The sequence below is a fragment of the Saccharopolyspora sp. NPDC000359 genome (assembly GCF_040300525.1).
GTDB lineage: Bacteria > Actinomycetota > Actinomycetes > Mycobacteriales > Pseudonocardiaceae > Saccharopolyspora.
In genome coordinates this window covers 160,620-182,543 of record NZ_JBEPDU010000004.1, presented here as the reverse complement: position 1 = coordinate 182,543, position 21,924 = coordinate 160,620, and the positions used below count along the sequence as shown (strand labels likewise).

Sequence of the window (21,924 nt, the reverse complement as noted above, 5' to 3'; positions counted from 1 at the left end):
CCCTTGGGAGAAGACGTCATGACCGCTACCGACCAGGCGCACCTCGCGCTCGACGCCGAAGCGCAGGACCTGCTGTTCCGCGAGGCCCGCACCGCGAACGCGTTCACCGACGAGCCGGTGTCCGACGAGCAGGTCCAGGCCATCTACGACCTGGTCAAGTGGGCCCCGACCTCGATGAACCAGCAGCCGCTGCGGATCGTGCTGGTGCGCTCCGAGGCGGGCAAGCAGCGCCTGCTGCCGCACCTGATGGAGGGCAACCGGGCCAAGACCGAGAAGGCCCCGCTGGTGGCGGTGCTGGCCGCCGACACCGAGTTCCACGAGAACCTGCCGCGGGTGTTCCCGCACAACCCGAACGCGAAGGACATCTTCGCCGACGACGGGTTCCGCGCGGAGAACGCGAAGCTCAACGCGAGCCTGCAGGTCGCCTACTTCATCCTCGGCGTGCGCGCGGCGGGCCTGGCGGCGGGCCCGATGACCGGCTTCGACACGGCGGGGATCAACCAGGAGTTCTTCCCGGACGGCAAGCAGCAGGTCCTGGTGGTGGTCAACATCGGCAAGCCCGCCGAGAACGCCTGGTTCGACCGCCTGCCCCGCCTCGACTACGACGAGGTCGTCACCACCGTCTGACCCGTCCCGCGTGGCGGTGCGGGCAGTGCGGCCTCAGCGCCTGAGGTGACAAGCACCCTTCGTCGACTCAACCGGCGAGAGGTGCCCGTCACCAGTGCCCGCTCGCCCTTCGCGGTTCCGGTGGAACTTGGGCGTCCAACCTCGATAGGGATCGGGTGCGGACGGCGGTGGGATGGCGAACGGCCCCGGTCCACCGAGGTGGACCGGGGCCGTTGGGCGCTCGGGGGTCAGGCGCGGCCGTCGAAGAGGCTCGTCACCGAGCCGTCCTCGAAGACCTGGTGGATCGCCTCGGCGACGAGCGGGGCGATCGACAGGACGGTGAGGTTCGGGAAGCGGCGCTCCTCCGGGATCGGCAGCGTGTTGGTCAGCACGACCTCCTTCGCGCCGCAGGAGGACAGGCGCTCCACCGCCGGGCCGGACAGCACCGCGTGCGTCGCCGCGATGATCACGTCCTTGGCGCCCGCGGCCAGCAGCTGCTCGGTGGCCTTGGTGATCGTGCCGCCGGTGTCGATCATGTCGTCCACCAGCACGCACAGCCGGCCCTCGACGTCACCGACGACGCGGTTGGCGACCACCTGGTTGGGCTTGCTGGGGTCGCGGGTCTTGTGGATGAACGCCAGCGGGGTGCCGCCCAGGTCGTCGGCCCACTTCTCCGCCACCCGGACGCGGCCGGAGTCGGGGGAGACCACCGTGATCTGCTCGTCCACGTAGGTGTCGCGGATGTAGCTGGCCAGCAGCTTCTGCGCCATCAGGTGGTCCACCGGACCGTCGAAGAAGCCCTGGATCTGGTCGGTGTGCAGGTCGATCGCCATGATGCGGTCGGCACCGGCGGTCCTGAACAGGTCCGCGATCAGCCGCGCCGAGATCGGCTCGCGGCCCTTGTGCTTCTTGTCCTGCCGGGCGTAGCCGTAGAACGGCATGACCACGGTGATGCGCTTGGCGCTGGCGCGCTTGAGCGCGTCCACCATGATCAGCTGCTCCATGATGGCGTCGTTGAGCGGGTTGCAGTGCGACTGGATGACGAACGCGTCGCACCCGCGCACCGACTCGTCGTAGCGCACGAAGATCTCGCCGTTGGCGAACTTGTAGGCAGCCTGGGGCGTGACCGTTACGTCGAGCTGCTTGGCCACCTCCTCGGCAAGTTCCGGGTGACTGCTACCGGAGAAGAGCTTGAGGCTCTTCTTCGGGGTCGCAGACATGGCACTCACGGTCATCGTCCCTCCCCGTTCGACGTCCGTCGTCGGGCGTCTTCCGTCGGATTGGTGGTCGGTTCCTCCGCCAAGGCCTGCTGTGCGGCCTCGTCCGCCGGGGTGCCGGGACGGCGCCTGGCCACCCAGCCCTCGACGTTGCGTTGCCTGCCGCGGGCGACGGCCATCGCCCCCGGCGGGACATCCTGGGTGATCGTCGATCCGGCGGCGGTGTAGGCGCCGTCGCCGATCTCGACCGGGGCGACGAAGGTGTTGTCCGCGCCGGTCCGGGCGTGCGACCCGATCACGGTGCGGTGCTTGTTCACCCCGTCGTAGTTGACGAAGATCGTGGCCGCGCCGATGTTGGTGTGCGCACCGATCGTCGCGTCGCCCACGTAGGTCAGGTGCGGGACCTTGGTGCCCTCGCCGATCTCGGCGTTCTTGGTCTCCACGAAGGCGCCGATCTTGCCCTTGGCGGACAGCCGGGTGCCGGGGCGCAGGTAGGCGAACGGCCCGACCGAGGCGCCCGGCCCGATCTCCGCGCCCTCGCCGTGGGTGCGCACGACGGAGGCGCCGGGGTGCACGGTGCACCCGGTCAGCGTGGTGTCCGGGCCGATGGTCGCGCCCTCGCCGACGGTGGTCCCGGCGCGCAGCTGCACGCCGGGTTCGACCAGCACGTCGCGGTCCAGCTGCACGTCGCAGTCCAACTGCACCGACCCGGGGTCGGTGATCGTGACGCCCGCGCGCATCCAGCGCAGCAGCAGGCGGCGGTTGAGCTCGGCGCCGAGCCGGGCCAGCTGCACCCGGTCGTTGATGCCCTCGACCAGCCACGGGTCGGCGCACACCAGCGCGCCCACCGGGCGGCCGTCGGCGCGCGCGATGGACAGCACGTCGGTCAGGTAGAGCTCGCCCTGCGCGTTGTCGGTGGACAGCCGCTTGAGCGCGTCGGTGAGCACCTCCGCGTCGAAGGCGTAGACCCCGGAGTTGATCTCGGTGATCTCCGCCTGCTCCGGGGTGGCGTCCTTCTGCTCGACGATCCCGGTGACCTCGCCCCCGGCGTCGCGCAGCACCCGGCCGTAGCCGGTGGGCTCGTCGACCACGGCGGTGAGCACGGTGACCGCGTTGCCGGAACCGGTGTGCTCGGCGAGTAGCCCGCGCAGGGTCTCGCTGTCGAGCAGCGGCACGTCGCCGTAGCTGACCAGGACCGTGCCGGTGAGCCCGGACGGCAGGGCGCTGAGCCCGCAGGACACCGCGTGCCCGGTGCCCAGCTGCTCCTCCTGGACCGCGGTGCTGACCGGGCGGTCCAGCGCGCGGGCCACGCCGTCGAGGTGCTCGGCGACCGCGTCGCGGCCGTGGCCCAGCACGACCACCAGCGAATCTGGCTCGACCCCGGCCGCGGCGCGCACCGCGTGCTCGACCAGCGGCCTGCCCGCGAGCCGGTGCAGCACCTTCGGGGTGGCCGAGCGCATCCTGGTGCCCTCGCCTGCGGCGAGCACGATGGTGCTGACCGGTTCCGGATGTGCGTCAGCGCGGCGGGAGGAGGGCGGGGCGGTGTCGCCCTGGAGCATCAGCGCTCTCCCTTGATCTCTGTGCGGCGCGATGTGGCCGACGTGCCTGATTGCGTCCAAGCGGGTGAAGGGTAACCGGACCGGTGCGGCTGCTGGTCCAGCGCCCCTGCGGGACTCCTGGCGGCAGTGATGGTACCGCCGAACGGTGCAGCGATGAGCTCAGACATACGGCCCTAGCTGGGCAAATGTGATCTTGGGTGCACGTCCCGCGCGGCTGTGGGGTGATCGGTCCCACTCTTCTGCGGGACGGGGTGCGGGCACCTTCCGTCGAGCCGGGCGGTCGGGGTCGTCCGTTGTGCGCAACTCGATCGGATTAGAGGGCGTCCGGCGGGATCCACACGGAGTGATCTTCGGCGGGCCGGTCCGGCGGCGGGATCGCACCGCCCGCCAGTGCCGCGACGCGGTTGCCGCCGCCGCGCTTGGCCTGGTACATCGCGGCGTCCGCGCGGGCCAGCACCTGGGCCGCGGACTCCTGCGGGCGCATCGCCACGACACCGATCGACAGCGTCACCCCGTGGATGAGCTCGGCGGGCAGCCGGTCCACCGCCTCGACCGCGCGCTGCAGCGCGGCCTCGGCCGCCCCCAGCGTCGCGCCGGGCAGCAGCACGACGAACTCGTCACCGCCGTAGCGGGCGACGAAGTCGTCGGTGCGCAGCGTGTCCCGCAAGGTCACCGCGACGGTGCGCAGCACGTCGTCGCCCTCCGCGTGCGAGCAGCGGTCGTTGACGCCCTTGAACCCGTCGAGGTCGACCAGCGCCACCGCCAGCGGGTCGGCGTCGGGTTCGTTGAGCAGTGCTTCCAGCCGGTCGTCCAGGGCGCGGCGGTTGGACAGGCCGGTCAGCGGGTCCTGCAGGGCCTGCCGGGTGATCGCGTCGTGCTTGTGGTTCAGCCGCGAGTTCTCCAGCCGGGTGACCAGGGTGGACAGCCGCGCCTGGCGCATCGTCCAGAGCTCGGTCTCCAGCTCCAGCGCGTATTCCCGCAGCGCCTCGTGCACGTCGACGCTGTCCAGGTCGGTCAGGTGCGCGTACTCGCGGGCCAGCGAGATGCGCAGCGTCGGCTCGGAGGTGTCGGCGTCCAGCTCGGCCCGGGTCTCCGAGAGCACCTGCACCGCGCGCTCGCCCCGGTTGGCGTGGGTCAGGCAGCGGGACAGCGCGATCGCCACGATGATCTTCTCCCGCGGGTGGATCGCGCGGTCCAGGGTGCGCAGCACTTCGAGGCGCCCGATGTGCTCCGCGTGCGGCTGCGCGAGCGCGTGCGCGGCGCCGAGCACCGGCATCTGCTCGGCGGCCGGGCGGTCGGACACGCGGGGGAACAGCGACTCGCGCCAGGGGCCCTCGACGGCCACGGCGATGGCCGAGGCGGTGGCGAACCGGGCGGCGGCCTCGTCGTCCTGCCCTATGCGCTCCAGCCGGAGCCCCCAGCCGAGCAGCATCCGGCACCGGTTGATCATGTGCACCGCGATCTCGTGCGGGCCGCCGCTCTCCCGGATCCGCTGGTGGGCGCGGGCCATCACCTCGTCGGCCATCTCGTAGACGCCGAGCTGGGTGAGCACCAGGCCGATGTCGATCAGCGCGGTGGCCAGCAGCCGCTCCCACGAGCGGCGGCCGAGCGTGCGGTCCGGCACCAGCTCCTCGTCGAGCATCGCCAGCCCGTGCGCGATCTCGGTCAGCGCGGTGTCCTCGCTGCCGCCCAGCAGCGCGCGGCGGCCGCGGAGGGCGCGCGCGTCGGCCTGCAGCACGTCCAAGCCGTGCCGACGGGAGTGGGTGAGCAGTTCGTCGAGCAGCGGGTCGGCGCTGTCGACCAGACCAGGGGTGGCCAGCCGCATCGAGGCGCAGTGCCGGAGGAGCTGGGCGACGATCCGGGGTTCACCGCGGCGCTGGGCCTCGGCGAGCAGGTTGTCGGCCTCGCGGATGGTGCTGCGCTGGCCGGCCGGGTCGCTGTGCTGGCCGACTGCGTTCAGTTCGCGTGCACGTCCGACCAACCACGCGTCGGACACCTCGCTCAGCGTGGTCGCCGGTTCTTCGCGCACGGCGGTCGTGTCGTCGCGCAGCGGCGCACACCCCCTGTTCACCCTGCCTCCCGGACGGTGCGCGTCGCCGCGCGCCGCGTCGGACCCGGGAGGACCGCTCGCTCCGCCGCCAGGATTCGAACCTGGACCATCGGAACCAAAATCCGAGGTGCTGCCTTTACACCACGGCGGATCGGGCGTCGTCGGCCCGCGGAGCCGATCTGTGACGCCCGGCACCGCTGCCCGAGCTTACCGGCCCGGGGCGACAGGCGGTGGTGCCCGGCCGACATCGTGACATGGCACTCGGAGCGCGCCGGCGTCGGGCTTGGCGATTGGCGGGGTGCGGTGCTGGGTAACACGGCAGTGGGACGCGCCGCCCCGGCGGCGGGTTGCGTGCTTGATCACGCCGATTGGGTGAACGCGGGCGAACCGGACACGCCCGAACGGGGGCGACACGCCGCCAATTTGCCGCCCGGGGGTGACGATTCGGCATCGAAGAACTTACGCTGGCGTAGGTTACGGTCCCGTAGGTGGAGGTGCGGCGGGGCCGTGGCGCCCGGCGCTGATCGCTGTTTTGCCCACCTCCCCAACGCCATTCGAGGTAGTGAGTATGACCGCAGCAACCGAGGGTGTTGCTCCTCCGAAGGCCGAATCCGGACCGAAGCCGCTGACCGCGGGCACCCGGCCCTGGGTCGCGCAGCTGTCGGTGTACCTGTTCGTCCTGGTGCCGTTCGCCGCGCTGGTGCTGGCGATCCCCGCCGCTTGGGGGTGGGGCCTCGGCTGGGTCGACGTCGTCCTGGCAGTGGTCTTCTACTTCGCTTCGGGGCTGGGCGTCACCGTCGGGTTCCACCGCTACTTCACGCACGGGTCGTTCAAGGCCAAGCGCGGGGTGAAGGTGGCGCTGGCGATCTTCGGCATGATGGCGGTGCAGGGCCCGGTGATCACCTGGGTCGCCGACCACCGCCGCCACCACGCCTTCTCCGACCGCGAGGGCGACCCGCACTCGCCGTGGCGCTTCGGCAGCTCCCCGGCCGCGCTGGCCAAGGGCTTCTGGTACGCCCACATGGGCTGGCTGTTCGAGCGGGACCTGACCAACCAGGACCGCTTCGCCCCCGACCTGCAGAAGGACGAGCTGCTGGTCAAGGTCAACCGGCTGTTCCCGCTGTGGACGGCGCTGAGCCTGGTGCTGCCCGCGGCGATCGGCGGGCTGGTCACCTGGTCCTGGTGGGGTGCGTTCACCGCGTTCTTCTGGGCCGGGCTGGTCCGGGCGTCGTTCCTGCACCACGTGACGTGGTCGGTGAACTCGATCTGCCACATGATCGGTGAGCGGCCGTTCAAGAGCCGCGACAAGGCGGCGAACTTCTGGCCGCTGGCGATCCTGTCCTTCGGCGAGTCCTGGCACAACCTGCACCACGCCGACCCGACCTGCGCGCGGCACGGCGTACTGCGCGGCCAGCTCGACATCTCGGCCCGGGTGATCTGGTTCTTCGAGAAGGTCGGCTGGGCCTGGAACGTCCGCTGGTCCAACGAGAAGCGACTCGCGCGAATCACGTCCACCGAGTACAAGGGCTGACCCCAGCGTTGCGCGATCGCTCCGGGCCTCGGAGCGATCGCGCTCGCGTCAGGACCGGGGAGTGCCCGTTCGGCGGTTGCCGGGCGGCGCTCCGTCTCGCGGGTCGGCACACAGCTGCTGGTCTCGCCGCCTAGGGTGGTGCGAGTGGTATCACGGCGACGCGGGCGGAACGCGCCCGAACCGGGAGCGAAGCCTTCGGGGCGCACCGCGCGGGTCCGGATGACGGGCAAGGAGCGTCGGCAGCAGCTGCTCGACGTGGCCCGCGCGCTGTTCGCGGAGAAGGGCTTCGACGGCACCTCGATCGAGGAGATCGCGCACCGCGCCGGGGTGTCCAAACCCGTGGTGTACGAGCACTTCGGCGGCAAGGAGGGCGTGTACGCGGTCGTGGTCGACCGCGAGATGCGCACCCTGCTGGACCTGGTCGTCTCCGCGCTGTCCGCCGGGCACCCGCGGGACCTGCTGGAGCAGGCGGCCGGGGCGCTGCTGGACTACATCGACAACAACACCGACGGCTTCCGGGTGCTGGTCCGGGACTCGCCGGTGGCCAGCAACAGCGGCACCTTCTCCAGCCTGCTCAACGACATCGCCAGCCAGGTCGAGCACATCCTCGCGCTGCAGTTCAGCGCCCGCGGCTACGAGGCGAAGCTGGCCCCCCTCTACAGCCAGGCGCTGGTGGGGATGGTCGCGCTGACCGGCCAGTGGTGGCTCGAAGCGCACAAGCCGAAGAAGGAGGAGGTGGCCGCCCACCTGGTCAACCTCGCCTGGAACGGCCTTTCCCACCTGGAGCACAAACCCCGCCTCTCCACCAGGTGACCACCCTGCGCAACTCCCATGGAGATCAGCGGCCTGACCTCCATCGAAGTTGCGCAGTTCGACCTCCCGGAGCTCGCTCCCCTGCTCGGCGGGGTGCGTCGGGTCAGGGGGTGGTGATGCGGAGGACCTTGTCGTTCTGGCCGTTGGAGGTGGAGAGGTACAGGGCGCCGTCGGGGCCTTGGTGGGCTGCTCGGAGGCGGCCGAAGGTGCCGTCGAGCTCCGGCGGGATCAGGACCTCCGAGACGGCACCGCCCGGTTGCACCGCGAGCAACAGGAGCTTGCTGCCCTTGAGCGCGGTCACCGCGAGCATCCCCTCGTAGCGGCCCCACTGCGGGCCGGTCAGGAACGTCGCCGAGCAGATCGCCTCGGTGCCGTTGCCCGAGGACCACGCGGCTCGGACCGCGTCCGGGAAGCGCTGCAGGTCGGTCATCGGGACCGACTCGTCGTAGGACTGCACCGCCCCGCCCTGCGACGGGTCCCAGCCGTAGTTCCCGCCGGGGCGCAGCAGGTTGATCTCGTCGTCGAAGTCCGGGCCGTGCTCGGCGCTGAACACCTGGCCGTCCGGGCGCAGCGCGAGGCCCTGGACGTTGCGGTGTCCCAGCGTGTAGATCAGCCGTTCGCGCGGGTCGGGCGCGCCGATGAAGGGGTTGTCCGGCAGCGGCGCACCGGTGTGGAGGTCGATCCGCAGCACCTTGCCGCCCAGCGAGGTCCGGTCCTGCGACGCGCCGGGACGTGCGGTGTCGCCGGTGCCCACCAGCAGCGCACCGTCCGCGGCGAGCGCGAGGCGGCAGCCCGAGTGCCGACCGCTGGTGTTCACCGGCAGCCCGGTGAGCAGGTCGCCGACCCGGTCCGCGCGGGAGCCGTCCTCGGCGAGCCGCCAGGTGATCAGCCGGACGTCCACCGCCCTGCCGTCCACCTGGTGCGTCTGGCAGGTGGTGAACTGCCGGTCGGTGGCGAAGTCGGGGTGCACCAGCAGCCCCATCAGCCCGCCCTCCCCGGCCACCAGCACGTCGCCCAGGTCCGCCTGGACCGGGTGCACCAGCGCGCCGGGGCGGTGGTCGGCGAGCCGCGCGATCCGCCCGGGCCGCTGGCTGACCAGGGCGGTGCCGTCCGGCAGGAAGCCGATCTCCCAGGGGTGCTCGAGGCCCTCGGCGACCACCTCGACGCGCAGCTGCGCGTCCGGTGCCGGTGGTGCGGTGGTGGCCGGGGTGGGGCGGCTCGCGGTGTCCGCGCCGCAGCCCGCGAGGGCGAGTACCAGGACCGACGCGACGAACCGGCGCACGTGCATGGGATCAGTGTGACACCGGACACGCACGGCGACGACGTCGCGTCGGGCCGTGGTGTTCGTGTCGGGGCTGAGTCGTAGTCTGGGAGCCGTCGCCCCTCCCGGCGTGGCGTTGGTCCCGGGCAGGGGTGTGCCCGCATTTCGCGATCCCTGCTGCGAGGTAGCTCCATGAGCCAGGCCGGTCCCCTGCGCGGACTGCTCCAAGTCGTGCTGCGCGATCCCGCTTTCCAGCAGGTGGTCGGGGCGGCAGGTCGTCCGCGCCTGGTACTGGAGGGCCCGGCCGCGGCGCGTTCGCTGGCCGCCGCGTCGCTGGCCGCCGCCGACGGAGCCGCCCGCCCGGTGCTGCTGGTCACCGCCACCGGCCGGGAGGCCGAGGAAGCCGCCGCCGCGGTCTCCGACCTGATCGGGCCGGGCGGGGTGGCGGTGTTCCCGTCCTGGGAAACCCTGCCGCACGAGCGGCTTTCCCCGCGCGCGGACACCGTGGGGCGGCGGCTGTCGGTGCTGCGCCGACTCGCGCACCCCGAAGAACACGCGGACGGCCCGGTCCAGGTGCTGGTGACCACCGTGCGCAGCCTGATCCAGCCGATCGCGCCGGGTCTGGGGGAGCTGCGCCCGGTGCGGCTGTCGGTCGGCGTCGAGCACGACTTCGAGGAGCTGGTGGCGCGGCTCGCCGAGCTGGCCTACGACCGGGTTGACATGGTGGAGAAACGCGGCGAGTTCGCGGTGCGCGGCGGCATCGTCGACGTGTTCCCGCCGACCGAGGAGCACCCGCTGCGGGTGGAGTTCTGGGGTGACGAGGTCACCGAGATCCGCCCGTTCGCGGTGGCCGACCAGCGCTCGCTGCCGGACGCGCAGGACACCGAGCTGTTCGCCCCGGCCTGCCGGGAGCTGCTGATCGACGACCAGGTGGCGGAGCGCGCCGCCAAGCTCGCCGAGCAGCACCAGACCGACACCCACCTCGCGGAGATGCTCGGCAAGATCGCGGGTGGGGCCCCGGTGGAGGGCATGGAGGCGCTGATCCCGGCGCTGTGCGAAGGCGAGATGCAGCTGCTGACGGACCTGCTGCCCACCGGCACGCACGTGCTGCTGGCCGATCCGGAGAAGATCCACGCCCGCGCCGCGGACCTGGTGCGCACCGGCCAGGAGTTCCTGGAGGCGTCCTGGATGGTCGCCGCGGACGGCGGCAAGGCGCCGATCGACCTCGGCGCGTCGGCCTACCGCAGCCTGGCCGAGGTCGCCGAGCACACGGTCTCGATCGGCCTGCCGTGGTGGCCGCTGACCCAGTTGACCAGCGAGGAGGGCGAGGACGACGACGAGGTCGTCCGCCTGGTCCTCAAGCAGGTGGACGCCTACCGCGGTGAGATCGAGCGGGCCTTCGCGGACCTGCGCGCGCACACCGCCTCAGGCGGCGCGGCGCTGCTGGTGGTGGCGGGCGCGGGCACCGCGCAGCGCGCCGTGCAGCAGCTGCGCGAGGCCGAGCTGCCCGCGCGGCTGGCCGAGGAGGGGCTCGAGGCCGAGCCGGAGCCCGGGATCGTCACGGTGGTGCGCGGCGGCCTGGAGGACGGCTTCGCCGCGCCGAGCATCGCGCTGGTGGTGCTCACCGAGGCCGACCTGACCGGCGGTCGCGGCGGGACGTCCACCCGGGACATGCGGCGGATGCCGTCGCGGCGGCGCAACGCCGTCGACCCGCTGGCGCTCAAGACCGGTGACTTCGTGGTGCACGAGCAGCACGGCATCGGCAAGTACGTGGAGATGGTGCAGCGCACCGTCGGCGGCGCCACCCGCGAGTACCTGGTGCTGGAGTACGCGGCGAGCAAGCGCGGCCAGCCCGGCGACCGGCTGTTCGTGCCCACCGACCAGCTCGACGAGGTCAGCCGCTACGTCGGCGGCGAGACCCCGGCGCTGAACAAGCTCGGCGGCTCGGACTGGAAGAACACCAAGGCCAAGGCCCGCAAGGCGGTCAAGGAGATCGCCGCGGAGCTGGTGCAGCTCTACGCCGCCCGGCAGTCCTCGCCGGGGCACGCCTTCGGCCCGGACACGCCGTGGCAGCGGGAGCTGGAGGACGCCTTCCCCTACACCGAGACCGGCGACCAGCTGGCCGCCATCGACGAGGTCAAGGCGGACATGCAGCGGCCGGTGCCGATGGACCGGGTGATCTGCGGCGACGTCGGCTACGGCAAGACCGAGATCGCGGTGCGCGCGGCGTTCAAGGCGGTGCAGGACGGCAAGCAGGTCGCCGTGCTGGTGCCGACCACGCTGCTCGCCCAGCAGCACCTGAACACCTTCACCGACCGGATGCGCTCGTTCCCGGTGACCATCAAGGGCCTCTCCCGGTTCACCGATCCGATGGAGTCGGAGCAGACCACCCAGGGCCTGGCCGACGGCGCGGTCGACATCGTGATCGGCACCCACCGGCTGCTGCAGACCGGCATCCGCTACAAGGACCTGGGGCTGGTGATCGTCGACGAGGAGCAGCGCTTCGGCGTCGAGCACAAGGAGCACATCAAGGCCCTGCGCACGCACGTGGACGTGCTGACCATGTCCGCGACGCCGATCCCGCGGACGCTGGAGATGAGCATGGCGGGCATCCGCGAGATGTCGACCATCCTCACCCCGCCGGAGGAGCGGCACCCGATCCTGACCTACGTCGGCGCCTACGACCAGAAGCAGGTCGCGGCCGCGATCCGCCGCGAGCTGCTGCGCGACGGCCAGGTGTTCTTCGTGCACAACCGGGTGAACGACATCGAGAAGGTGGCGCGGCAGCTGCGCGAGCTGGTGCCGGAGGCGCGGATCGTCACCGCGCACGGGCAGATGAACGAGGACCGGCTGGAGAAGATCATCCAGGGGTTCTGGGAGCGCGAGCACGACGTGCTGGTGTGCACCACGATCGTGGAGACGGGCCTGGACATCTCCAACGCCAACACGCTGATCGTGGACCGCTCGGACATGCTCGGCCTGGCCCAGCTGCACCAGCTGCGCGGCCGGGTCGGGCGCGCGCGGGAGCGCGGCTACGCCTACTTCCTGTACCCGCCGGAGAAGCCGCTGACCGACACCGCGCACGACCGGCTGGCGACCATCGCGCAGAACTCCGAGCTGGGCGCTGGCATGGCGGTGGCGATGAAGGACCTGGAGATCCGCGGCGCGGGCAACATCCTCGGCGCCGAGCAGTCCGGGCACATCGCGGGCGTGGGCTTCGACCTGTACGTCCGGTTGGTCGGCGAGGCGGTGGAGGCGTTCCGCAGGCACGCCGGGGCCGAGCCCGGCGAGGCGGAGGAGGAGCTCACCGAGGTCCGGGTGGACCTGCCGGTCGACGCGCACATCCCGCACGACTACGTGCCCGGTGAGCGGCTGCGCCTGGAGGCCTACCGCAAGCTCGCCGCGGCGGCCGACGAGGACGCGCTGGCGGCGGTGCGCGCCGAGCTGGTCGACCGGTACGGCCCGCTGCCGGAGCCGGTGGAGCGGCTGCTGGCGGTGGCGCGGTTCCGGCAGCGCTGCCGGGAGCACGGGGTCCGCGAGGTGACCCTGCAGGGCTCGTCGCTGCGGTTGGCCCCGCTGGAGCTGGCCGACTCCAAGCAGGTCCGCCTCAAGCGCCTGTACCCGAAGGCGGTCTACAAGCCAGCGGTCCGCACGGTGTCGGTCCCGCGCCCGACGGAGGGAGCGGCCGGTGGCCGCATGGGCGCCCCGCCGCTCCGCGACGACGCCCTCCTGGACTGGTGCACCCAGTTCCTCACCGACCTCACCACAGCCCCAGCCCCCACGGCCTGATGTGGTCGTGAGCGCGCAACAGTGCTCGAACACTGCTGCGCACGCACGACGGTCAGCTCCCCGCGAACGGCGAGAACGGCGCGAAGGAGCCGCCACCCCAGCTCTGGACGTTGCTGCCGGAGCCTCTTGAGTTGCCGAGATCTGGTGGTGGCGTGACCGTTGATCCGGCTCCGCATCAGCCAGAGGAGGCGCGGATCATGACCAGGAAGGCCTCTGCACCGAACGGCACCGGCCCGGACATCCCGCGGTCACCGGAGGCCTTCGCGCCTGCGCGCCGCACGGACCTGCTGGTGTTCGGGGTCACCGCGGTCATCACGGTGGTCTTCGTCGGCTGGGGTGTGTTCTCCACCAGCTCGCTGGCCACGGTGTCCAGCACGCTGCTCTCGTGGCTGGTGACCAACATCGGCTGGGGTTTCGTGCTCGCCTCGACCGGCTTCGTGGTGTTCGCGCTGTGGCTGGCGTTCAGCCGCTACGGCGCGATCCCGCTCGGCCAGGACGACGAGGAGCCGGAGTTCCGCACCGTGTCCTGGATCGCGATGATGTTCAGCGCGGGCATGGGCATCGGGCTGATGTTCTTCGGCGTCGCCGAGCCGCTGGCGCACTTCGTAAAGCCGCCGCCGGGCACGGTCCCGCCGCTCAGCGACCAGGCGGTGGAGACCGCGATGGCCACCTCGCTGTTCCACTGGACGCTGCACCCGTGGGCGATCTACGCGGTGGTCGGCCTGTCCATCGCCTACTGCAGCTTCCGCCGCGGCCGCAAGCAGTTGATCAGCGCGGTGTTCACGCCGCTGATCGGCAAGCGCGGGGCGGAGGGACCGATCGGCAAGCTGATCGACATCCTCGCGCTGTTCGCCACGCTGTTCGGTTCGGCCGCCTCGCTCGGCCTGGGCACGTTGCAGATCCGCAGCGGCATGCAGGCGGCCGGGTGGATCGGTGCGGTCGGCAACACCATCCTGGTGCTGATCATCGTGGTGCTGACGGTGTGCTTCATCGCCTCCGCGGTGTCCGGCGTGGCCAAGGGCATCCAGTGGCTGTCCAACATCAACATGGTGCTGGCCGCGCTGCTGGCGGTCTTCATCTTCGTCGTCGGCCCGACGGTGTTCATCCTGGATCTGCTGCCCACCTCGATCGGCGTCTACCTGCGCGACTTCGGCTCGATGGCGTCGCGCTCCGGCGCGACCGGCGGGGCGCCGATGCTGGACTGGTTGTCCAGCTGGACGATCTTCTACTGGGCGTGGTGGATCTCCTGGACGCCCTTCGTCGGCATGTTCATCGCCCGCATCAGCCGGGGCCGCACCATCCGCCAGTTCGTCGGCGGCGTGATCCTGGTGCCCAGCGTGGTCAGCCTGGTGTGGTTCGCGATCTTCGGCGGCAGCGCGATCAAGGTCCAGCAGAGCGGCGTGGACGTCTACCGCAGCGGCGGTGAGGAGGCGCAGACCTTCCGGGTGCTGGAGACGCTGCCGCTGAGCGGCGTCACCACGGTGCTGGTGATGGTCCTGGTGGCGATCTTCTTCGTCTCCGGTGCGGACGCGGCTTCGGTGGTGATGGGCACGCTGTCCCAGCGGGGGTCGATCGACCCGAAGCGGTGGATGGTGGTGTTCTGGGGTGCGGCGACGGGTGCGGTGGCCGCGATCATGCTCGTCGTCGGCGGGGAGGACGCGCTCAGCGGCATCCAGAACCTCACCTTCCTCGCCTCGGCGCCCTTCGCGGTGGTGATGGTGCTGCTGTGCCTGGCCCTGATGAAGGACCTGCGCGAGGACCCGATGATGCAGCGCGGGGCGAAGGGCGCGCAGGTGCTGGAGCAGGCGGTCATCGCGGGCACCGAGCGCCACGGCGAGGAGTTCCAGCTGGAGGTGGGCCCGGTCGCGGACGACGACGAGCCCAAGTCGTGAGTGGCGGTGGTGGTTGGGGCGACCATCGCCGCTCACGAGGGTGGGGGTGTGGGGTCGTGAGCGGCGGTGGTGGTTAGGACGACCATCGCCGCTCACGACGTTGGTCACCAGGTCACCGGGAGCTCCGCGACGCCGCCGGTGATGGTCGTGCGCACCGGCAGCTCGTCCACGCCCTTGGCCAGGCGCATGCCGGGCAGGCGCCGGGCGAGGGTGGCGAAGACGATGCGCAGCTCGGTGCGGGCCAGGCTGGCGCCGATGCAGAAGTGCGCGCCGTGCCCGAAGCCCAGGTGGGTGCGCTCGGCGCGGTCCGGGTCGAAGGTCTCGGCGTCGGCGTAGGCGGACTGGTCGCGGTTGGCCGAGTTGATCGACAGGATGACGGCTTCCCCGGTGCGGATCGTGGTGCCCGCGATGTCGACGTCGGTGTGCGCGTAGCGCAGCAGGCCGAGGTCGCCGGGCGCGCCCAGCCGCATGATCTCCTCGACGGTGGCGTCCACCCGCCCCTCGGGGTCGGCGGTCAGCGCCGCCCACTGCTCCGGGCGGGTCATCAGGAACAGCACGCCCAGCCCGATGCGGTTGACCGTGGTCTCGTGCCCGGCGAACAGCAGCCCGACGCACAGCCGGATCATCTCGCCGTAGTCGAACGCCTCGTCGGCGCTCTGGGCGCGCACGAGGTCGGTGATGACGTCCTCGCCCGGTTCGCGGCGCTTGGCCTCGGCGAGCCCCACCATGTAGCGGCTGAACTCCTCGCGCGCCTGGTGCGCCTCGCCCCCGTCGGACGGGCTGGCCATGCGGTCGGACAGGGTGTGGAACAGCTCGCGGTCGCTCTCGGGCACGCCCAGCAGGCGGCAGATGACCGCGACCGGCAGCGGGAAGGCCAGGCCGGAGTGCAGGTCGACGACGTCCTCGGGCGTCGCGCGGGCGGCGGTCAGCTCGTCCAGGTAGCCGTCGACGAGGTCCTGCACGTGCTGGGAGAGCATCCGCATCCGCTTGGCGGAGAACGCCGGGGTGAGCAGTCGCCGCATCCGCGCGTGGTCGGCCTCCTCGGTCTCGTAGCTGCCGGTGGGGCCGTCCTGCACGGCGGCGGTGGTGATCCGCGAGGCGCGCTCGGGCTCGGGGTGGGACCGGCCGAACCGCTTGTCGCCGAGCAGTGCCTTGACCTCGTCGTAGCGGGTCACCAGCCAGGCCGGGTCCCCGGCCGGGGTGGTGACCGGGGTGATCGGTGCGTCCCGGCGGAGCACCTCGTAGAGCGGGGCGAGGTCGAGGACGTTCGGCCGCGGGAAGGGCAGTCGCAGGCGTTCGGCGGCAACGCTCATGGCATCTCCTGGATCATTATTGGCAGACACTGCCAATAATGTTCGGGTCGGTTAAGGTGTGTCAACGCTCGATCCGTGGGAGGTGCTGATGGCCCAGCCGAATCCCCGCCGCGGACGCCCTCCGGTGAGCGAGGAGCAGCGCCAGCAGCAGCGGCTCGACATCTCCCGCCACGCGGTGCGGCTGTTCCGCGAGCAAGGCGTCGCGGCGACCTCGGGCGAGCAGATCGCGCGGGCCGCCGGGGTCTCCGAGCGCACGCTGTGGCGCCACTTCCGCAGCAAGGAGAGCTGCGTCGAGCCGCTGCTGACCAAGACGCTCGACGCCTTCCAGGACGTCCTGCGCAGCTGGCCGCCCGAGGTGGAGCTGGCCGAGCACCTGCGCGCGGCCTACACGCTGGTGCCCGAGTCCTCGTGGTCCGACATCGAAGCGGTCCTCGCCGTCATCCGCATGACGCACGACGAGCCCGCGCTGCGCGCGGCGTACCTGGTGCTGAGCGAGCGCGCGGAGCCCACCTTCGTCGACGTCCTAGCCGAGCGGCTGGGGGTTCCGAACGACGCGCTGGAGGTCCGCATGCAGGCCGCCGCCGTGAGCGCGGCGCTGCGGGCGGCGACCGACGAGCTGGTGGTCATCGCGGCGGGAGGCGTCGACCCGGGCGTCCTGGACGAGCACCGGGAACGGCTCGCCGACGCGCTGCGGTTCATCACCCGCGCGCCCGACATCGCAAGTCCACTGAGGACAGACATGGCGCGGTGATCGGAGGATCACCGGTGCGGCTCGAAATGTGCCGGAGATCAGTTCGCCTCCGGTGGGAACCTGTTGCGGCGCAGTGCGTCTGTAGTGGGAAAGGTCCCCGTGTTGAAAGGTCTTGTCGATGTTCTCGCGCAGCAAGCTGATCCTGGCGGCCGGATCGATCGCGATGTCCGCGCTGGCGGTGGCCGGGTGCTCGGCAGGCGCGCAACCGGAAGCCCCGCTCCCCGCGGATGCGCCGCGGGTGCAGTCCCTGCAGTCCGGGACCTCCGAGCAGGCGGGCACCTTCCAGGCGCCGGTCTCGGCCGACAAGCCGGACATCCGCGCTGGCGTGCACGGCGAGCAGGAGCGGGTCGTCTTCGACTTCAGCGGACTGTCCGGGGTCGACGGCGTCAAGGTGGTCAAGCACGAGCTGACCAGCAAGGCCCCGGTCTGGGGCGGCTCCGGTGAACCTGTCGAGGGCATGCGTGGCGCGAAGTTCCTGCACATCACCATCGAGGTGTCCGACCCCGAGCGCCGCACGGCGGGTCCGGAGACCTTCGACCACGAGCTGGTCGCGAGCGCCGTGGTCAACGACAACTCGCACGGCACCGGCGAGCTCACCGTCGGCCTGGTCACCGACGTCGACTACGAGGTCTCGGTCGAGGGCGAGAAGGTCGTCGTCAACATCTCGTGAGGCCGGCCCGCCCGCGCGGAGCAGCGGTCCCGGCGGCCAAGTGGGTGCTGGGGTTCCGCCACCGGGACGCCTGCGCGGGACGAGCCGATGTGTTGCCCTTCACCCGAGGATGATCTCGTGAGAAGGTGCGCCTGTGAGATCCCGCACGCGCCACGGGCGCCTTCTCGCTTCGATCGTCGCGGCCGGGTTACTGCTCGCCGGTTGCGGTTCCGGGCCCAGCCAGGCCGGTGCCGCCGCGATCGTCGGTGACACCCGGATCCCGGTCACCGACGTGCAGTCCTGGTTCACCGAGCTCTTCGAGCGGCAGCCGGACATCAAGCCGCAGGCGAGGGAGCAGGGCGCGTTCGACGACCTCGGGCGGCAGCTGGCCTCGCAGCTGGTCCGGCAGGAGCTGATCGACCGCGCCGCGCGCGAGGAGCGGCTGACCGTCACCGACCAGCAGGTCGCGGCGCGGGTCGACGAGCTGGGCGGACCGGAGGCGGCCACCGAGGGCATGATCTACGGCCCGCGGGAGGCCGGCGAGATGGTCCGCTCCCAGCTGCTGACCACGGAGCTGGGGCGCAAGTACATCGACCGGCTGGCGATCACCTTCGACCTCACCCAGGCCAGCACCCGCCGGGAGGCGGAGGAGAAGGCCCGGCGGATGGCGCGCGGCCCGCAGGAGGCGGCGGCGCTGGTCGTCGAGGACAAGGCGGCCGGGCTGCTCGCCGGTGCCGACCAGCGGGCGCGCCCGGTGGACACCCTGGAGCTCGCGGCCACCACACCGCTCTTCGGCGCCGAACCCGGCACCGTGATGGCCTTCGAGCGGACGCCGAACAGCGGCCAGTGGCTGGTCGTGCGGATCAAGGACCGCCGGGTCGACCCCGCCGCACCGGCCCAGCTGGCCAACGGCGCGGACGACCGGGTGCTCCAGCAGTTCGGGATGCACCTGCTCGGCGCGACGGCCGACCGCGCCGGGGTGCAGCTCAGCCCGCGCTACGGGGTCTGGGACCCGGTGGGCCTCGCGGCGGTGCCGAGCGAGGGCGAGACCACCGGCTTCCGCTTCCAGGGCGGCGCCCCGCAGTCCTGACGGTCGTGAGTGGCGGTGGTCGCTGCAACCACCATCGCCACTCACGAGGTGGGCTTGGGACAATCAGGGGCATGGACGAGGTGCGGGTGGCGGAAGGTTCGGCGGTGGTCCTGGTGGACGACCGCCTCGGTGAAGTCGTGCCTGCCGCGGCGGTCCCGCTGCTGCGGCATGCCACCACCTACGCCGAGCCCGGCCTCGCGCCCGCTGCGCGCGAGGCGCTCGGCGCTCCGGAACCGCCCGCCGACCTGCTGGCGCAGGCCGCGCGCGAGCCGGTCGTGCTCTTCGTCGGTGACCTGGGCTGCGCGGACGCCGAGGCGCTGCGCGCCGCCGGTGCTCGGACGATCGGCGCGCCCGCTCCGCCCGGGGTGGAGCTGCTGGACGCGGTGACCGTGATGGACCGCCTGCGCTCGCCGGGCGGCTGCCCGTGGGACGCCGAGCAGGACCACGACACGCTGCGCAAGTACCTCGTCGAGGAGACCTACGAGCTGCTCGACGCCATCGCCGACGGCGACCGCGAGGCGCTGCGCGAAGAGCTCGGCGACGTGCTGCTGCAGGTGCTGTTCCACGCGCGGGTCGCCGCCGAGGACGCGGCCGACCCGTTCGACATCGACGCGGTCGCCGCGGGCCTGGTCAGCAAGCTCGTGTCGCGGCACCCGAACGTCTTCGCCGATGCGGAAGCCCTGCTGGACTCCGAGTCGCAGCACGCCCGCTGGGAAGAGCTGAAGCAGCAGGAGAAGCAGCGCGAGTCCATTGTGGATGGTGTGGCGCTGGCGCAGCCCGCGGTGGCCCTCGCCGCGAAGCTGGTGCAGCGCGCCGCCCGCGCCGGGATCCCGCCGGAGGCGCTGCCCAGCGGCGCGGCGCCCGGCGAGGCGCTGTTCGACATCGCCGCGCGGGCCAAGCTCGGTGGTGGCGACCCGGAGGACGAGCTGCGCGCGGTCGCGCTGTCCTTCGCCGAGCGGATCCGCGCGGCCGAGCAGCGCGCGCGGAAGTCCGGCCGGGAACCGGCGGAGCTGACCGCCGACGAGTGGCGCGCGCTGCTGTCTGATTTGTCCAACCCGGTCGCGGTGCGCTCGGAGTCGTGACGCACACTTGCCGCTGGTGCGTCGGCTGACGCGGGATCACGGCGGTTCACCACGGGTGGCGGTCTGCTGGGTTCGACGCCCTGAAGTGTCCAGGTGCGCGAGGGAGGAACTTTGGTGTCGCGTCGGCTCTGGCTGTTGTTGTGCCCTGCGCTCACCCTGGTGGCTTCGTGCACCCCCGGGGCGCTGCGCAACGAGCTGGCCTCACCGCCCCCGGCGACCGCCCCGCCGGACCCCGGCATCGACCCGCCCGACGTGCAGCTGCACCCGCCCGGCGAGCCCGCGCCGCAACGACCGCAGGACCAGCTGGTCGACTGGTCCGAGTCGATGGCCGACGAGCTCAACATCCCCCGCGCCGCGCTGCAGGCCTACGGCTACGCGCAGCGGTACCTCGAGCAGACCACCCCGGGGTGCCGGGTCAGCTGGACGCTGCTGGCCGGGATCGGCGCGGTCGAGTCGAGCCACGGCAGGTACGGCGGGGCGCGGTTGGACGAGACCGGCCGCCCCAGCACGGCGATCATCGGGTTACCGCTGGACGGCAGCGACGGCGTGATGCGGATCCCGGACACCGACGGCGGCGTGCTCGACGGCGACGTGGAGTGGGACCGCGCGGTCGGACCACTGCAGTTCCTCCCCACGACCTGGGCGGAGTGGCAGGTCGACGCCGACGGCGACGGGGTGGCCGACCCGCAGGACATCGACGACGCGGCCCTCGCGGCAGGCCGCTACCTGTGCGACGAAGGCGGCGACCTCCGTGACGCGGAGGTCTTCTGGAGCGCGCTGCTCGCCTACAACCGGAGCCGCAGCTACGCCCAGGAAGTCCTCGACTGGGCCGACCACTACGGCAGGACCAGCCACGAGATCCCCGAAGTCCCCACCGGCAGCTAGTCCCACCCGCGTGGGGCCCGCCGCCCGCGGTGGTGGGGCCCAGGTCGGAGGGCTTGTCCACACCCTCCGGTGTGTCGTGCTCCCGACACGCCCGGGAGTGCGGTTCCGGGTGCACTGCGGGTGTCCTGGGGAGTGGAAGGCATCGGTTGGAGGCTGGAGGGGGCGGTCTACCGTTGAGTAGCCTGGCCGGGTGATCAGGACCACTTCCGACGTCTTCGCCGCCCTCGGGCGGCTGGCCACCGCGTTCGGGCTGCTCGCCGCGATGGTCACCGGGGTCGGCCTGATCAACCTCCTCGGCGCACCGCCGTCCGCGCCGTGGGCGGGACCGCCGGTGGAGCGCGAACCCGAACCCGCACCGGTCCTGCCCGGTTCGACCGCACCGCCGGTCGAGGAGCCGCCGGAGGCCATCCCCGGCGTCGACCCGGGCCAGCTGGAGTCGGGGGTGGACCCGGTGCGTAAGTGGGCCGACGAGGTCGCGACGGTGGTGGACATCCCGGCGCGCGCGATCGTCTCCTACGTCAACGCCGACCTGGCGATGCGCGAGTACCAGCCGGGCTGCCGGATCTCCTGGGCGACGTTGGCGGGCATCGGGCGCGTCGAGTCCAACCACGGCCGCTTCGGCGGGCGGATCCTGCGCGAGGACGGCCGACCGTCCACCCCGATCACCGGCGTGCCGCTCAACGGCGCGCCCGGCATCCGCCAGATCCCGGACACCGACGGCGGCAGGCTCGACGAAGACCCGGTGCACGACCGGGCAGTCGGTCCGATGCAGTTCATCCCGTCGACCTGGCGGCGGTGGGCCACCGACGGCAGCGGCGACGGGATCGGCGACCCGCAGAACCTGGACGACGCCGCGGTGTCGGCCGCCCGCTACCTCTGCGCCGGTGGGCGCGACATGACCACCGGCGCTGGCTGGTGGAGCGGGGTGATGTCCTACAACAACTCGGTGGAGTACGCCCAGAAAGTCTTTGCGCTCGCCGAGTCCTACGCCGAAGCGGGCAACCGCCGCCGCTGAAGCCGGAGCTCAGCCGCGGGTGGCGATGTGCGCGTTGATCTCCCCGAGGGCCTCCTGGTAGGCAGGGGACGGGTGCATCATCGCGGCCAACCTGAGCTGGGCGCGTGCCTCGTGGAGGCGCCCCAAGCGCTGCAGGGTGCGGCCCAGCACGAGCCGCGCGTAGTGGTCTGACGGGTCGAAGTCCAGCACCCGGAGGAAGGCGCGCTCCGCGCGGCGCAGCTGGGCGGAGAAGTAGTACGCGCGGCCGAGCAGCAGTTGGACGCTCGGCTTGTCGGCGTCGACGTCGAGCACGGGCTCGAGGACGTGGAGCGCCTCGAGCGGACGGCGTTGCGCGAGCAGTTCCTCCGCTCGGCGGAACGCTGCGACGGTGCCTTCGGTCGTCATGGCGGACACAACGTTACGTGCCGGTGGGGTGTTCCGA

Annotated in this window: 17 protein-coding genes and 1 tRNA gene; 11 read left to right on the top strand and 7 right to left on the bottom strand. The window is 71.9% G+C overall.

Annotation, left to right across the window (positions count from 1 at the left end):
- Nucleotides 1–18 precede the first annotated feature (18 nt).
- The gene (locus ABT324_RS04925; protein ID WP_351171738.1) at nt 19–627 is read left to right on the top strand and encodes a malonic semialdehyde reductase; all 609 of its coding nucleotides are present in this window, start codon (nt 19–21) and stop codon (nt 625–627) included.
- Nucleotides 628–854: 227 nt separating this feature from the next.
- Here the strand turns inward: ABT324_RS04925 and ABT324_RS04920 are convergent, their stop codons facing one another.
- The 4 genes from ABT324_RS04920 to ABT324_RS04905 all read right to left on the bottom strand — a co-directional run bounded on the left by ABT324_RS04920 (nt 855) and on the right by ABT324_RS04905 (nt 5,583).
- On the bottom strand, nt 855–1,835 hold the full coding sequence (locus ABT324_RS04920; RefSeq protein WP_502949694.1) for a ribose-phosphate diphosphokinase: 981 nt from the start codon (nt 1,833–1,835) through the stop codon (nt 855–857).
- A gap of 2 nt (nt 1,836–1,837) precedes the next feature.
- Complete coding sequence (gene glmU, locus ABT324_RS04915) at nt 1,838–3,382, bottom strand: bifunctional UDP-N-acetylglucosamine diphosphorylase/glucosamine-1-phosphate N-acetyltransferase GlmU (RefSeq protein WP_351171733.1); 1,545 nt, start codon at nt 3,380–3,382, stop codon at nt 1,838–1,840.
- Nucleotides 3,383–3,695: 313 nt separating this feature from the next.
- Nucleotides 3,696–5,453 carry a GGDEF domain-containing protein gene (locus ABT324_RS04910; RefSeq protein ID WP_502949693.1) on the bottom strand — a complete coding sequence of 586 codons (1,758 nt, stop codon included), beginning with the start codon at nt 5,451–5,453 and terminating at the stop codon, nt 3,696–3,698.
- Between the two features lie 59 nt (nt 5,454–5,512).
- A tRNA-Gln gene (locus ABT324_RS04905) sits at nt 5,513–5,583 on the bottom strand.
- Between the two features lie 417 nt (nt 5,584–6,000).
- Between ABT324_RS04905 and ABT324_RS04900 the strand changes: the two genes are divergently transcribed.
- Entirely contained in the window at nt 6,001–6,963 is a 963-nt protein-coding gene (locus ABT324_RS04900; RefSeq protein ID WP_351171730.1) for an acyl-CoA desaturase, read from the top strand.
- 219 nt (nt 6,964–7,182) lie between these two features.
- Complete coding sequence (locus tag ABT324_RS04895) at nt 7,183–7,776, top strand: TetR family transcriptional regulator (protein WP_351171727.1); 594 nt, start codon at nt 7,183–7,185, stop codon at nt 7,774–7,776.
- 103 nt (nt 7,777–7,879) lie between these two features.
- Here the strand turns inward: ABT324_RS04895 and ABT324_RS04890 are convergent, their stop codons facing one another.
- Nucleotides 7,880–9,064: a PQQ-dependent sugar dehydrogenase gene (locus ABT324_RS04890; RefSeq protein ID WP_351171724.1), complete on the bottom strand. Its 1,185-nt coding sequence runs from the start codon at nt 9,062–9,064 to the stop codon at nt 7,880–7,882.
- Nucleotides 9,065–9,229: 165 nt separating this feature from the next.
- Here ABT324_RS04890 and mfd point away from each other — a divergent pair, with 165 nt between their 5' ends.
- Both mfd and ABT324_RS04880 read left to right on the top strand, forming a co-directional pair.
- A complete protein-coding gene (gene mfd / locus ABT324_RS04885) occupies nt 9,230–12,826 on the top strand; it encodes a transcription-repair coupling factor (protein WP_351171721.1) in 3,597 nt (1,198 codons plus the stop codon).
- Between the two features lie 197 nt (nt 12,827–13,023).
- The gene (locus ABT324_RS04880; RefSeq protein WP_351171718.1) at nt 13,024–14,718 is read left to right on the top strand and encodes a BCCT family transporter; all 1,695 of its coding nucleotides are present in this window, start codon (nt 13,024–13,026) and stop codon (nt 14,716–14,718) included.
- A 104-nt stretch (nt 14,719–14,822) separates the two neighbouring features.
- Here the strand turns inward: ABT324_RS04880 and ABT324_RS04875 are convergent, their stop codons facing one another.
- Nucleotides 14,823–16,031, bottom strand: coding sequence for a cytochrome P450 (locus tag ABT324_RS04875; RefSeq protein WP_351171715.1), 1,209 nt, complete (start codon nt 16,029–16,031; stop codon nt 14,823–14,825).
- A gap of 124 nt (nt 16,032–16,155) precedes the next feature.
- Between ABT324_RS04875 and ABT324_RS04870 the strand changes: the two genes are divergently transcribed.
- The 6 genes from ABT324_RS04870 (at nt 16,156) to ABT324_RS04845 (ending at nt 21,503) form a co-directional block, all read left to right on the top strand.
- Nucleotides 16,156–16,782 carry a TetR/AcrR family transcriptional regulator gene (locus ABT324_RS04870; protein ID WP_351171712.1) on the top strand — a complete coding sequence of 209 codons (627 nt, stop codon included), beginning with the start codon at nt 16,156–16,158 and terminating at the stop codon, nt 16,780–16,782.
- A 118-nt stretch (nt 16,783–16,900) separates the two neighbouring features.
- Nucleotides 16,901–17,452 (top strand): AMIN-like domain-containing (lipo)protein, encoded by a 552-nt coding sequence (locus tag ABT324_RS04865; protein WP_351171709.1) that lies wholly within the window; start codon nt 16,901–16,903, stop codon nt 17,450–17,452.
- A gap of 133 nt (nt 17,453–17,585) precedes the next feature.
- Nucleotides 17,586–18,521 carry a SurA N-terminal domain-containing protein gene (locus ABT324_RS04860; protein WP_351171705.1) on the top strand — a complete coding sequence of 312 codons (936 nt, stop codon included), beginning with the start codon at nt 17,586–17,588 and terminating at the stop codon, nt 18,519–18,521.
- Nucleotides 18,522–18,592: 71 nt separating this feature from the next.
- Nucleotides 18,593–19,603, top strand: a complete 1,011-nt coding sequence (locus ABT324_RS04855; protein ID WP_351171702.1) for a nucleoside triphosphate pyrophosphohydrolase — start codon at nt 18,593–18,595, stop codon at nt 19,601–19,603.
- A 114-nt stretch (nt 19,604–19,717) separates the two neighbouring features.
- Complete coding sequence (locus tag ABT324_RS04850) at nt 19,718–20,488, top strand: lytic transglycosylase domain-containing protein (protein ID WP_351171699.1); 771 nt, start codon at nt 19,718–19,720, stop codon at nt 20,486–20,488.
- Between the two features lie 190 nt (nt 20,489–20,678).
- Nucleotides 20,679–21,503 (top strand): lytic transglycosylase domain-containing protein, encoded by an 825-nt coding sequence (locus tag ABT324_RS04845; RefSeq protein ID WP_351171696.1) that lies wholly within the window; start codon nt 20,679–20,681, stop codon nt 21,501–21,503.
- A gap of 9 nt (nt 21,504–21,512) precedes the next feature.
- Here ABT324_RS04845 and ABT324_RS04840 read toward each other — a convergent pair whose 3' ends face one another.
- Nucleotides 21,513–21,887, bottom strand: coding sequence for a tetratricopeptide repeat protein (locus tag ABT324_RS04840; protein WP_351171693.1), 375 nt, complete (start codon nt 21,885–21,887; stop codon nt 21,513–21,515).
- Between the last annotated feature and the right edge of the window lie 37 nt (nt 21,888–21,924).

Bases quoted from the DNA above. Each gene is read 5' to 3' on its own strand.
- ABT324_RS04925 (WP_351171738.1), top strand. From the start codon at position 19: ATGACCGCTACCGACCAGGCGCACCTCGCGCTCGACGCCGAAGCGCAG.
- glmU (WP_351171733.1), bottom strand. From the start codon at position 3,382: ATGCTCCAGGGCGACACCGCCCCGCCCTCCTCCCGCCGCGCTGACGCA.
- ABT324_RS04900 (WP_351171730.1), top strand. From the start codon at position 6,001: ATGACCGCAGCAACCGAGGGTGTTGCTCCTCCGAAGGCCGAATCCGGA.
- ABT324_RS04895 (WP_351171727.1), top strand. From the start codon at position 7,183: ATGACGGGCAAGGAGCGTCGGCAGCAGCTGCTCGACGTGGCCCGCGCG.
- ABT324_RS04890 (WP_351171724.1), bottom strand. From the start codon at position 9,064: ATGCACGTGCGCCGGTTCGTCGCGTCGGTCCTGGTACTCGCCCTCGCG.
- mfd (WP_351171721.1), top strand. From the start codon at position 9,230: ATGAGCCAGGCCGGTCCCCTGCGCGGACTGCTCCAAGTCGTGCTGCGC.
- ABT324_RS04880 (WP_351171718.1), top strand. From the start codon at position 13,024: ATGACCAGGAAGGCCTCTGCACCGAACGGCACCGGCCCGGACATCCCG.
- ABT324_RS04875 (WP_351171715.1), bottom strand. From the start codon at position 16,031: ATGAGCGTTGCCGCCGAACGCCTGCGACTGCCCTTCCCGCGGCCGAAC.
- ABT324_RS04865 (WP_351171709.1), top strand. From the start codon at position 16,901: ATGTTCTCGCGCAGCAAGCTGATCCTGGCGGCCGGATCGATCGCGATG.
- ABT324_RS04855 (WP_351171702.1), top strand. From the start codon at position 18,593: ATGGACGAGGTGCGGGTGGCGGAAGGTTCGGCGGTGGTCCTGGTGGAC.
- ABT324_RS04840 (WP_351171693.1), bottom strand. From the start codon at position 21,887: ATGACGACCGAAGGCACCGTCGCAGCGTTCCGCCGAGCGGAGGAACTG.